Raw genomic sequence first — 12,372 nt, forward strand, 5'->3', positions numbered from 1 at the left:
GCGGATCACCACCTCGCCGGCCTTCGCGGTGGGGACGGGATAATCGTCCACCACCACGAGGTCGCTCACGTCGCCATGCTGCTTCAGCAGCAGGGCCTTCATCGTCTTGGGCATTCCAATTCTCTCTGTTTGGGGCGATAGGGCGACGGTTGTCGCTCTCGGGCCGTTACGTGATGGCGTTCGACGCCTCGTAGGGCGCAGGGGCCAGGGCCGCGTCGGGCTGCTCGCGCTTCACTGTCCGACGCTCTTGAGGACTTCGAATTCTGGTTTCAGCGAGGTGATGTTGGCCGTTGGTGACGCGTTGGGACCCTCGAAGAATCTGGCCCGCTTCCGCCACCGATCTCTTTCGCGCTGCTGGGTCACGCACATCACCTCTCGGCTCACTGGTGAGAAGCCTACAGAACCATTTCAATTCGGAGAAGACCAAATAGATAGCACGCTATGAAATATTTCATATTGGTAGATCAGCCATTTAACGCTGAATTTGGCTCAAGAGCCGCGATTCTGGCGGAGGTTCGCAGGGTGGCGCTCAAGAAAGAGTCCATCGGGGGCTGCCGTGCACAATGGCTCTCCTGAGAGCGTGCTCCCCACCTGTCACCGTGGCTGGGCATGCGCGCTGACGGGCCGTGGGTATGTCGCGCGTGCAGCGTTGCTCGATCTCCGGTCTTGGAAATTCGCTCCCTCTCCCTCTAAAACCGAAAGGGGGTCACTGCCTGCGAGTTCGGCGAGGCCTGCGCACGGGGGCTCCGGCTCCGGACCGAATGCAGTTGAGTGGAGGGGCGGTGATGGCGGCCAATGGCAAGCATCAGGCAAAGGAGACGGAGGAGCCGGAAGGCTTCGAGATCGCTCCGTTGCACCGGATGACGCTCGGCTATCTCATCAGCCTGCTGGCGCGCCTTCTGGCCCAGTCCCTGAAGGTTCGCAACGGACCGGACGGCATCCTGCCCGGCCAGTATCCCGTGGCCGTGGAATTGCTGACCCATGACGGCATGAGCCAGCGCGACCTGTGCGAGGCTGTGCGGATCGAGCAGGCCACAATGGCGAACACCCTGAAACGCATGGAGCGGGATGGGCTGATCACGCGCCGCCAGAGCGCGGAAGACGGGCGACTTGCGACCATCCACCTCACCGAGTACGGCGCGCGGCTCGCCCGCGCTTCGGTGCGCAACGCTGCCGAGGTCAATACCGTGGCGCTGGAAGGGCTCGATCCCGCGGCGCAGACGGCCCTGCGCGATATGCTGATTGGCCTCACTGAACGGCTTGAGGCCGATCTCAAGCGACGCGGCTGATTGCCTGCCTAAATTTCGTGCATGGCGATTCTGTGGACTTGCATACCAAGCTATGTATTATGTCTTTCGTCGTCGTTGGTCCCGGGTCGCCCCCGAAGGGGCGGCGTGGGGCTGCGTTTCACGAGCGTGAAAGCTGCCACCATTCGCATCCATTGGCGCGCACTAAGCGGGTCCTTTTCGGAAGGCGGGTATCGTCCTCCGCAGGAGCCGGACTGCGCCATCCGCGTCGTGGCCGTGTATGGATTGTGTACAGCGCAATGCATCGTCGAGACTGTAAAGTCATAGACAAGGTGATTGATTCACCATCGATGCGCGTTTCTGAGGAGTTCCGTCTCATGAACGATGCGACAACTGCAGAAAATCGAGATCTCGAAAGTCGAAACCACCAGGTCTTACGGGAAGCATTCCGTCGCTGGCTTGGCTTAGCCGTAGCAGAAGCCGGCGAGCGCACGCACGTTGCTCATTCTCGTGGCGCTTACGTAACGCAATCTAAGTGATCGGGGCCCGGCGAGATGCCGGGCTTTTTTTATGGCGCGGCCACGGCACGTGGCACGTGTGGAGCGTGACAGATGAGGCATGATACCGAGACGTTTCGCGAGTTTCTGGGCCGGCTTCGGGACCAGGGAGAGTTGGTCGACCTGCATCAGCCGATCGACATCCGCCACATCGCGACCCTCGTGGACCAGTCCGACAAGGCTTTGTTCTTCCACAACGTCATCGGCTACGACGTGCCCGTCGTCTCCGGCATCATCCGCTCCCAGAAGCGGGCTATCATGTCCCTGGGGTGCACGACCTATCCCGAAATCGAGATGAAGCTGAGGGCGGCCATCGATCGCCCGGTCAACCCCAACATCGTCAACACCTCGCCCACGCAGGAAGTGGTGATGGAGGGCGATGCGGTCGACCTCTACAAGCTGCCTATCCCCATGAGCTCGATCTATGACGGCGGTCCGATGATCACCGCCGGCGTGGTCATCGCGCGCGATCCGGAGTTCGGGCTGAACGCGGGCATCTACCGCTTCATCGTCAAGGAAAAGAACCTCACCGGAATCGACATTGTCACGCCCAATAACATGCGCCTGTTCGCGCAGCGGGCGTATGAGGCGGGCCGGCCGTGCCCCATCTCCATCTCCATCGGCACCCATCCCTACGAGATCATGGGCTCGGGCTTCCGCGCGCCCCTCGGCGTGGACGAGATGGCCATCTCTGGCGGCCTGCGTGGTGGCCCGGTGGACCTTGCGCCCTGCCGCACCATCGACGTGCCCTATATTGCTGACGCCGAGATCGTGCTCGAGGCCGAGATCCTGCCCCACGGCTGGATCTATCCGGAAGGCCGCTTCGGCGAGTTCACCCGTCTCATGGGCGGGCTGCACTGGAACCCCATCGTGCGCATCAAGTCCGTCTCCATGCGCAAGGACGCGGTCTATTACGCGCTCCACATGCCGTGGGAGAACACCTGGCTCGCCGCCCCCACCCGCTACGCGGCCATCCGGCAGGCGCTGAAGACCGCCGGCGTGCAGGTGAAGGACATCAACGTCACCCTCGGCGGCTGCGCCTTCTGGCATGCGGTCATCTCCATCAAGAAGCAGCCGGGCGAGGGCAAGAACGCTTTGCTCGCCGCCCTCTCGGTGATGGATCTGAAGCATGTGGTCGTGGTGGACGACGACATCGACGTCTTCAACCCCATGGACGTGGAATGGGCCATCGCCACGCGCGTCCAGGGCGACAAGGACATCATGATCGTCACCGGCGCGCGCGGAAAGCCGCTCGATCCGAGCCTGCCGCCGACTCCGCCCGGCGTGGTGCCCACCACGGCAAAGGTCGGCATCGATGCCACCATCTCCGAAGGCATCCCGAAGGAGCGTTACGAGCGCATCGCCTATGCCTATGCCGACACGGCGAAGATCGGCGACTACGTGGCCGGCAAGGCGGACGAGCCCGGCGCTTCGGCGAGCGAAGACGATGTTATCGCGCTGGCCGAGAAAATCGCCGAGATGGTCGGCAAGGCGCCTCGGTACTACACCGATATTGCCGAGGCCTTCAGCAGCTACAACTTCGCCGAGATCGCGCGCGCTCTCGGCCATCTCCATGCCACCGAGCGCCTGTGGCAGGACGCCAAGGGCGCCATGTGCCTGCGCGGCTCGCCCTTTGCCGCCAAGCCGCCGGGCCGCTGATCCCGCAGGACGTGGCGACGTGAAGTCGCCGCGTCCGCCAATGCAGAGGCAAAGCATCGGAAAGCTCTCGGTTCAGGAATTTATGGATCGTCAAACTATAAAATACATCGCCGAAAAGAATCGGTGAGAGCGCTTGAGGTTGGTGAAGTCTCCTTCCACTCCTTTCGCAGAGGGCGAAACATGCGTCGCAAATTCAAGGCGCTCCTTTTTATGACGGCGTTCCTGCCGCTTGCCGGTCTGTCGTCACTTCCGGTCAAGGCTCAGGAGCTCATCAAGATCGGTGCGGCACAGCTCTCGGCCGGCGGCTTGCCCGTCGTCGTCGCCGAGCAGAAAGGCTTCTTCGCCGCCGAGGGCCTCAAGTATGAGCGGCTCGACTTCAAGGGCGGCGGACCGGTCGCCCAGGCGCTCGCGGCTGGCAGCATCGACGTGTGCATCTGTGCCGCCGACCACGCCATCCATCTGCAGGACCGCGGCCTCGGCGGAAAGGTGCTGGTGGCGCTGGCCGACCAGCACAGCTATGCGCTCATCGGCAAGGCCGATTCGCCGGCCAAGAGCATCGCCGACCTCAAGGGCGAGAAGATCGGCATCACCACGGCCGGCAGCCTTACCGACACGACGGTCCGCTACGCCACCCGAAAGGCGGGCCTCGATCCGGACAAGGATTTCGTGCTGCTCTCGGTTGGCCGCGCCGGCGCCCAGCGGGCCGCGATCCAGGCCGGTGCCATTGCCGGCGGCATGTTCTCGACTCCCGACATCCAGATCGTCATGGCCGAGAAGGGCACCTTCAAGATCATCGAGGATTTCCGCAAGCTGCCCTATCCGGCCCAGGACCTCGTGGTCACGGATACGTGGCTGAAAGCGCATCCCGAGCAGGCGCGGAAGGTCGCCCGGGCCGTCGTGAAGGCGCTCCGCCTCATCCAGGAGGACAAGACGGTTCTCTACCCGGCCATCAAGGCCCTGTTTCCCGAGGTGAAGGACGATGCCATGGTCGCCCAGCTCGCCGATGACCTGGCCGCGGGCTATCTCTCCAAGAACGGCGTCATGACGCCCGAGAGCTTCGACCTGCTCATGTCCATGATGATGATCGCCGAGCCTAAGCTGAAGCCGGTTCCATACGACGACATCGTGGCCCTGTCCTACCTGCCGAAGTGAGGCGGCGCATGACCGATAGCATCACCACGAGCGGGCCTGCCCTCGCTCAGCCGGTCCGGCGGCGCCGATCCTTCGGGATTGGCGCGACCGGGTTGCGGCAGATCGGCCTCATCGCCGTCCTGCTCGCCTTGTGGGAACTGGCATCCCATACGCTTTTCAATCCCTTCTGGAGCAGCCGGCCGAGCCTCGTCGCGGCAAGGCTCTGGGAGCTCGCCGAAAGCGGCGAGCTGTGGCTCCACACCAGCACCACATTGCAGGAGGCAGGGGCCGGGCTGCTGCTTGCGGCTGTGGTCGGGATCCCGCTCGGCATCATGCTGGCGCGCGCGCCGGAAGTCGCCCGCACACTCGATCCGGTGATCATGGGCCTCTACGGCCTGCCGCGCGTCGCCCTCGCCCCGCTGTTCATCCTGTGGTTCGGCATTGGCCTGTTCTCGAAGATCATGATGGCCTTCACCATGGTGGTGTTCATCTTCCTGATGAATGTCATGGAGGGCATCCGCACCATCGATCCCGATCATATGGACCTCATGAAGTCCATGCGCGCGGGGCGCTTCTATCTGGTGCGCCGGGTTCTGCTTCCGGCCGTGACCCCGTGGATCCTCGCCTCGTTCCGCATCGGCATCGGCCTCGCCCTCATCGGCGCGGTGGTGGGCGAGCTGATCGGCGCCAACCGCGGGCTCGGCTGGTACGTGGAGAGCCGCGGCGGGCAGCTCGACACCACGGGCGTCTTCACCGGCCTCATCGTGCTGATGGTTCTGGCGATGCTGGCCAATCAGCTTGTCGGGTTCGTCGAGCGGAGGATGATCACATGGCGCTGACCGCCGAATTGGCTCCGCCGCGCGCCGAGCTGAAAGATCTCTCGATCTCCTTCCCCCGGCCGGACATGCCGCCCCTGGAGGTCGTCTCGGGCATTTCGCTCAAGGTGGAGGAGGGCGAGTTCGTCGCCGTGGTGGGACCAAGCGGGTCCGGAAAGTCCACCATCCTGCGCGCCATATGCGGCCTGCTGCCGCCATCCGCCGGGCAGGTGAAGGTGGATGGGACGGATGTCACCCGTCCGCCGCAGCACGTGGGCTTCATGTTCCAGAAGGACGCGCTGCTGCCCTGGAGGACGGTGGCGCAGAATATCCGCGTCGGGGCAGAGCTTGGCGGCACGCCCGCCGGCGAGCAGGCAGCGCAGGTCGCGGGGCTCATCAAGCTGCTGCGGCTCGAAGGGTTCGAGAACTGCTGGCCACGGCAGCTGTCGGGCGGCATGCGCCAGCGCGTCTCCCTGGGCCGCCTTCTGGCCTATCGCCCGTCCCTCATGCTGATGGACGAGCCCTTCGGCGCGCTCGACTACCAGACGAAGATCGCCATGGGGCTCGAACTGCTGCGGGTGTGGGAGGTCGAGCGGCGCTCGATCATCTTCGTCACCCACGACATCGAGGAGGCGGTGGCGCTGGCCGATCGCGTGCTGGTGTTCAGCGCCCGTCCGGCCCACGTCCTGGCCGAGTACAAGGTCGATCTGCCGCGTCCGCGGCACATGCGGACCATGCGCAGCGATCCGGCCTTCACCGCTCTGACCGAGGCGATCTGGTCCGATCTGGCGCTGCCGGACTGAGGTGGCGTCGCCGCGGCCGTCCGGGGCGGCACCACCTGGTCAATCCCGAAAAGGCTGATGCATGAGACGTCTTGTGGTTGCGATCACCGGGGCTTCAGGAGCCATCTACGGCATCCGCACGCTCCAGCTTCTGCGCGAGTTGGAGGATGTGGAAATCCACCTGATCCTCACCGCCTCGGGGGCGCGCACCATCATCGCCGAGACCGACCTCACCCCGGACGCTGTGCGCGCGCTCGCCCATCGCGTGCACAATCCGAAGGACATCGGCGCCTCGGTATCATCGGGCTCGTTCGTGACCGAGGGGATGCTGGTCGCGCCCTGCTCCATCAAGACGCTGAGCGGCATCGCCCATTGCTACAATGACGAGCTGGTGGTGCGGGCCGCTGACGTTTGCCTCAAGGAGCGGCGCCGTGTCGTGCTGCTGCTGCGGGAAACCCCGCTCCATGCCGGGCATGTGGAACTGATGGCGCAGGCCACCCGGAACGGCGCCATCATCATGCCGCCCGTGCCGGCCTTCTACCACCGTCCCACATCCATCCTGGAGATCGTGGACCAGACGGTTGCCCGCGCCCTCGACCTGTTCGGCATCGCGCTGCCGACGACGCGGCGCTGGAACGGCAAGGGCGTGGATTGAGGGGGAGGGCGGTTGGCCCCCGGGAAGGCGATGGCGCTCCGATGGCGTCTTTTGCTACCGGCCGCCTACTCGGCCCCCAGCACCGCCTCAATATTCCTCCGGTGCACCGCCTCATAGGGCTCGAAGTACGAGATCGCGCCGATTGCAAGGGCCTCGGCCGCGAACGCGCGCAAATCGAGCCCCGCCAGCGCCGGCTCTTGCTTCAGCCGCAGCAGCGTCTCCACATAGAGCCGCGTCGCATCGATGAGGCCCGGCCCGTAGCCGCCGGCGGCGATCACCTCCGGCGCGCCGTGGTTGGGCAGGATGCGCGTTGCGCCAAGCCTCGCCAGCCGCTCCAGCCCGACGAGATGCACGGCGAGGCGGTCGGGTTCGTCCACATAGGTGATGGGGTCTTCCAGCGTGTCGCCGGCGAGGAGCACGCCGCCGGGCAGCAGGGCGACTGTGCCGTCGCGGCTGTGGATGTCCATTTGGACCAGCTCCACGGGCAGGGTGCCCACCGTCAGGGACAGCCGGTCCTCGAACAGCCGGTTGGGCAGGATCAGAGGAGTGATGGGCGGGTCCGCCGTCTCCAGCCGGGCGCGGTTGGCGCGCAGCAAGGCGTCGGTCTCGCGATTGGCGATGATCTCGCAATCGGCGAAGGCTTCGTTGCCCGCCACATGGTCGTCGTGCCAGTGGCTCAGCACCACGCGGATGCGCCGCGCGCCCCGCTCCTCCAGCGTGCGGCGGATGTAGCGGGCATGGGCGAGGGTGATGTGGGTGTCGTAGACGAGGGCGTCGTCGCCATCGATCACCGCATAGGAGGCGATGCCGAGAGCGAAGGCGCCATCGTCCAGCCAGTTCTCCTGCGGCCCATGCAGCCGCACACCGGGGATGCGCCCATCATAGAAGGCGAGCACGCCGGGCGCCGGCTCGAGGAGGCGCAGGGTGGCGCCGGGCGCCATCGTGGGCGCCCCGCTCGCGTCTGCGCTCACTCCGCCGCTTCGAGCGTGTGCCCCAGCCGGTGGGAGAGCGTGTGCAGCAGCTCCTTCGCCGCATCGGCAATCACGGTGCCGGGCGGGAAGATGGCTTCGGCGCCGAAGGCCTTCAGCGCGTCGTAGTCCTGCGGGGGCACGACGCCGCCCACCACCACCATGATGTCGCCACGCCCTTCCGCCTCCAGCGCCGCCTTCAGCGCCGGCACGAGGGTGAGGTGGCCAGCGGCCAGCGACGAGATGCCCACCACGTGGACGTCGTTCTCCACCGCCTGCCGGGCGGCTTCCTCGGGGGTGGCGAAGAGGGGGCCGATGTCCACGTCGAAGCCCAGGTCGGCGAAGGCGGAGGCGATGACCTTCTGACCCCGGTCGTGGCCGTCCTGGCCCACCTTGGCGACGAGGATGCGCGGGCGGCGGCCCTCGGCGTGCTCGAACGCCTCGACGAGCTTCTGCACCTTGCCCACCTTGTCCGTCATGGCGGAAGCCTCGCGCTTGTAGACGCCGGAGATGGCGCGGATTTCGGCGCGGTGGCGGCCGAACACCTTCTCCAGCGCATCGGAAATCTCGCCCACCGTGGCCTTGGCCCGGGCGGCGTCGATGGCCAGCGCCAGCAGGTTGCCGTTGCCGGCGGCACCATTGGTGAGCGCTTCCAGCTTGCCGTCCACCTCGTGCTGGTCGCGCTCGGCGCGCAGCCGGTTCAGCTTGTCGATCTGGGCGGCGCGGACGGTGGCGTTCTCCACCTTCAGCACGTCGATCATGCGGTCGCGCTGCGGCTTGAACTTGTTGACGCCCACCACGGTCTGGGCCCCGCCGTCGATGCGGGCCTGGGTGGTGGCGGCGGCCTCCTCGATGCGCAGCTTCGGGATGCCGGCCTCGATGGCCTTCGCCATGCCGCCCAGCGCCTCGACTTCCTGGATGTGCGCCCACGCCTTGGCGGCGAGGTCCGCCGTGAGCTTCTCCACGAAATAGGAGCCGCCCCACAGGTCGATCTGGCGGGTGGTGCCGCTCTCCTGCTGCAGCAGGATCTGGGTGTTGCGGGCGATGCGGGCTGAGAAGTCCGTGGGCAGCGCCAGCGCCTCGTCCAGGGCGTTGGTGTGGAGTGACTGGGTCTGGCCCTGCGTCGCCGCCATGGCCTCGATGGCGGTCCGCATGACGTTGTTGAACACGTCCTGCGCGGTCAGCGACCAGCCGGAGGTCTGGGAATGGGTGCGGAGCGGCAGGGACTTGGGGTTCTTGGCCCCGAGGTCGGTCATCAGGCGCGTCCACAGGAGGCGGGCGGCGCGCAGCTTGGCCACCTCCATGTAGAAGTTCATGCCGATGGCCCAGAAGAAGGAGAGGCGCGGCGCGAACACGTCGATGGGCAGGCCGGCGGCGGCACCGGCGCGGCCGTATTCCACGCCGTCCGCCAGCGTGTAGGCGAGTTCGAGATCCTGCGTCGCGCCGGCTTCCTGCATGTGGTAGCCGGAAATGGAGATGGAGTTGTAGCGCGGCATCTCCTTCGAGGTGAAGGCGAAGATGTCGGAGATGATGCGCATGGAAGACGCGGGCGGATAGATATAGGTGTTCCGCACCATGAATTCTTTGAGAATGTCGTTCTGGATGGTGCCCGAAAGCTTGGAGGCCGCCACCCCCTGTTCTTCCGCCGCCACCACATAGAGGGCCAGGATCGGCAGCACAGCGCCGTTCATGGTCATGGACACGCTCATCTGGTCCAGCGGGATGCCGGAGAACAGCGTGCGCATGTCGTAGATGCTGTCGATGGCGACGCCCGCCATGCCCACGTCGCCGGCGACGCGAGGGTGGTCACTGTCATAGCCGCGATGGGTGGCGAGGTCGAAGGCCACCGACAGGCCCTTCTGGCCGGCGGCGAGGTTGCGCCGGTAGAAGGCGTTGGAATCCTCCGCCGTGGAGAAGCCCGCATACTGGCGGATCGTCCAGGGCTGGGTGGCGTACATGGGCGCATAGGGCCCGCGCAGGAAGGGCGCGATGCCGGGGTAGGTATCGATATAGCCGAGGCCCTCGATGTCCGCCGGGCCGTAGAGCGGCTTCACCGCAATGCCTTCGGGTGTGGTCCAGGCCTCGGCCGCGGCGGATGGGACGGCGGGGGCGGCGGGGCGCCAGTCGATCTCGGCGAAATTGGGGATCCGGCTCATCTCTTCAATCCTCGACATCGGCCGCGCCACGCGCGAAAGGCCTGAATGGCTCCTGCTCCGGTTGCCCGGTCAAACCTGACCGGTCAGATCCGCTTGGCGAACCAGGAGCCGCTGCACTTCGGATGGGGCGAAGACCAGTCGCCCGATGCCTGATCGCCTTCGGCGAGGCCGGTGGCGGTGACATGGTGATGGCCGTGGGAAAGGGTCATCCTCACGCCGCCCAGCTTGCCGATGCCGCCGTTCGCCTTCACCGGCCAGAAGCCGGCATAGGCAACTTTGCCACCCTTCACGCTCAGCTTGAAGTCGTAATTCTTGTTGCAGTCCCCGGTCTCGGCGGAGGTGCGCACGGTCCAGTTGCCGTCGAAGCGCAGGGCATTGTCGGCCTGGGCCGGCATGGCGGTCGCGGCGGCGAGGAGGCCGGCGGCGACGCCCGCCAGCGGAAGACGCTTGAAACTCCCCATCATTCCCCCCTCAGCCGATGCCAGCCGCCGCCTGCGCGCGCTTCAGCGTGTCCAGCGCATCGCAGCCCGCGAAGATGAAATCTGCGACGCCGGCCCCGGCCATCGCCGCTTCCAGCTCGCCCGACGGCTTGCCGGCGAGCCAGACGGCGGTGGCTCCGGCTGCCTTCAGCGCCTCGGCAGCGGCCGTGCCCTCGGCGCCATAGACCTCGTCGGAGGAGACGAGACAGGCGAAGGGTGTGTCGGCGGCCTTGAAGGCGGCGACCAGCGCATCGAGGTCGGCGAAGCCGTCCGGCACGGCCGCGGTGATGCCGCCCGCCTCGAAGAAGTTCTTGGCGAAGGTGGCGCGCGCCGTGAAGGCCGCCACCGGGCCCAGCGCCGCAAGGAAGAGGGCGGGCGGCTTCGGCGCGGCGTCCGCCGTGTCGCGCAGGGCCTCGAAGGCCTCGGCGATGCGGTAGGGTGCGAGCGCCCCGTCCGCCAGCGGGGCGGGCTCCGGCGAGAGGGGCGCCAGAACCTCCGGCGCCTCCTGCACCAGGATGGGAAATTCCGAGGTGCCGGTGATGGGCGCCTTGCGGGTAGCGACGTCGGCGTCCCGCTTGGCCTTCACCTCGGCGATCTCGGCCTTCAGCCAGCGGTCTTCCAGCACGTCGGCCATGCCGCCGCGCGCCTCGATGGTGCGGAACATGTCCCACGCCTTGGCCGCGAGGCCATCGGTGTGCGCCTCCACCGCGCCGGAGCCGGCGGCGGGGTCGGCCACGCGGTGGACGTTGCTCTCCTCGAGTAGCATCACCTGGGTGTTGCGGGCGAGGCGGCGGGCGAAGGCATCCGGCAGGCCCAGCGCCTGGGTGAAGGGCAGGACCGTGACGCTGTCCGCCCCGCCGACGCCCGCCGCGAAGGCGGCGACCGTGTTGCGCAGCAGGTTCACATAAGGATCGCGTCGGGTGAGGGAGCGCCACGCGGTGGCGCCGTGCAGCTTGAGGGGCGTTTCCTTCAGCCCGCATTCGCGCAGCACGGCGGCCCAGAGCAGGCGGATGGCGCGGAACTTGGCGATGGTGGCGGTCTGGTTCACGTCGGCCACCAGAGCCGCCTCGATGCGGCCGGCCGCCTCCTCCAGCGCGATGCCGGCTTCCGCATAGGCCTTCAGATACGCGACCATGGTGGCGAGCACCGCCGCCAGTTCCTGCGCATCCGAGGCGCCGGCCGCGTGATAGATGCCACCGTCGGCCCGGGCGAAGGGGCCGGCGAAGCCGCGGGCGCCAAGGATGGCCGAGGTCTCGGCGAAGCGCTTGGCCAGCAGCGGCCACGCCATGGGCAGGGTGCCGTGGGCGGCGAAGTCGCCCAGCGGGTCGAGGCCGAAGGAGACGGCGACGCCCTCCGGCTTGAAGCCGCGCGCCTCCACGAGGTCGGCGAAGGCGAGGGCATCCTCGCGGCCCTGGAAGGCGCCGCTCTCAATGCGCACGTCGATGAGGTCGAGCAGCACGTCCTGCAGCACCACGGCGAGGTCCGTGCCTTCGGGCAGGCCGAAGCCGTAGGCCGAGGGGGACGCGGCAAACACCAGCGCGAGGCCCGAGGCGCCGCCGTCGAGGTCCTCCATGGCCTGCGCATTGGCGGCCGCGGGATCGATCTGGTCCACCCGCATGGAGATGACCCACGGCGCCCCGGCCGGCCGCCCGGCGACGAGGGGAGCATCCGCCTTGCGTTCGGGCAGGGCATCGAGGGCGAGGCCCTCATAGGTGCGGGTCACGAGGCGCTTGTCGTAGGGCGCGCCCTTCAGCACGCCCTCCACCAGCTTCAGCCAGTCCGCGCGCGTGACGGGGGCGATGTCGGTCGCGAAGGGGAGGGCGGTTGCGTCGGTCATGTCAGGACCTCCGAAGGGAAAAGGTCGGTCGCATCCCGGCCGACTGGAGCGGAGCGGAAGGAGAGCCGGGATCCAGCGCTAGACTG

Annotated in this window: 10 protein-coding genes; 6 read left to right on the plus strand and 4 right to left on the minus strand. The window is 67.0% G+C overall.

The window, feature by feature from the left end; all coding sequences use genetic code 11:
* Positions 1–785 precede the first annotated feature (785 nt).
* The 6 genes from ABLE93_RS24495 (at position 786) to ABLE93_RS24520 (ending at position 6,846) form a co-directional block, all read left to right on the plus strand.
* Positions 786–1,289, plus strand: a complete 504-nt coding sequence (locus ABLE93_RS24495) for a MarR family winged helix-turn-helix transcriptional regulator (protein ID WP_348842318.1) — start codon at positions 786–788, stop codon at positions 1,287–1,289.
* A gap of 569 nt (positions 1,290–1,858) precedes the next feature.
* Positions 1,859–3,463: a UbiD family decarboxylase gene (locus ABLE93_RS24500; RefSeq protein WP_348842319.1), complete on the plus strand. Its 1,605-nt coding sequence runs from the start codon at positions 1,859–1,861 to the stop codon at positions 3,461–3,463.
* Positions 3,464–3,643: 180 nt separating this feature from the next.
* On the plus strand, positions 3,644–4,615 hold the full coding sequence (locus tag ABLE93_RS24505; protein ID WP_348842320.1) for an ABC transporter substrate-binding protein: 972 nt from the start codon (positions 3,644–3,646) through the stop codon (positions 4,613–4,615).
* Positions 4,616–4,623: 8 nt separating this feature from the next.
* Positions 4,624–5,433 (plus strand): ABC transporter permease, encoded by an 810-nt coding sequence (locus ABLE93_RS24510; protein ID WP_348842321.1) that lies wholly within the window; start codon positions 4,624–4,626, stop codon positions 5,431–5,433.
* A complete protein-coding gene (locus ABLE93_RS24515; protein WP_348842322.1) occupies positions 5,424–6,212 on the plus strand; it encodes an ABC transporter ATP-binding protein in 789 nt (262 codons plus the stop codon). Before ABLE93_RS24510 ends, ABLE93_RS24515 begins: the two co-directional genes overlap by 10 nt.
* Before the next feature lie 61 nt (positions 6,213–6,273).
* Entirely contained in the window at positions 6,274–6,846 is a 573-nt protein-coding gene (locus ABLE93_RS24520; RefSeq protein WP_348842323.1) for a UbiX family flavin prenyltransferase, read from the plus strand.
* Positions 6,847–6,911: 65 nt separating this feature from the next.
* On the opposite strand, the gene ABLE93_RS24525 is transcribed toward ABLE93_RS24520, so the two are convergent.
* The 4 genes from ABLE93_RS24525 to ABLE93_RS24540 form a co-directional block, all read right to left on the minus strand.
* Positions 6,912–7,787, minus strand: coding sequence for an MBL fold metallo-hydrolase (locus ABLE93_RS24525; RefSeq protein ID WP_348842349.1), 876 nt, complete (start codon positions 7,785–7,787; stop codon positions 6,912–6,914).
* 26 nt (positions 7,788–7,813) lie between these two features.
* The gene (gene scpA, locus ABLE93_RS24530) at positions 7,814–9,970 is read right to left on the minus strand and encodes a methylmalonyl-CoA mutase (RefSeq protein ID WP_348842324.1); all 2,157 of its coding nucleotides are present in this window, start codon (positions 9,968–9,970) and stop codon (positions 7,814–7,816) included.
* Positions 9,971–10,053: 83 nt separating this feature from the next.
* Entirely contained in the window at positions 10,054–10,434 is a 381-nt protein-coding gene (locus ABLE93_RS24535; RefSeq protein WP_348842325.1) for a hypothetical protein, read from the minus strand.
* 7 nt (positions 10,435–10,441) lie between these two features.
* Positions 10,442–12,286 (minus strand): methylmalonyl-CoA mutase subunit beta, encoded by a 1,845-nt coding sequence (locus ABLE93_RS24540; RefSeq protein WP_348842326.1) that lies wholly within the window; start codon positions 12,284–12,286, stop codon positions 10,442–10,444.
* Positions 12,287–12,372 lie beyond the last annotated feature (86 nt).

Origin of the sequence: Xanthobacter pollutisoli (genome assembly GCF_040044995.1) — a bacterium.
Lineage (GTDB): Bacteria > Pseudomonadota > Alphaproteobacteria > Rhizobiales > Xanthobacteraceae > Xanthobacter.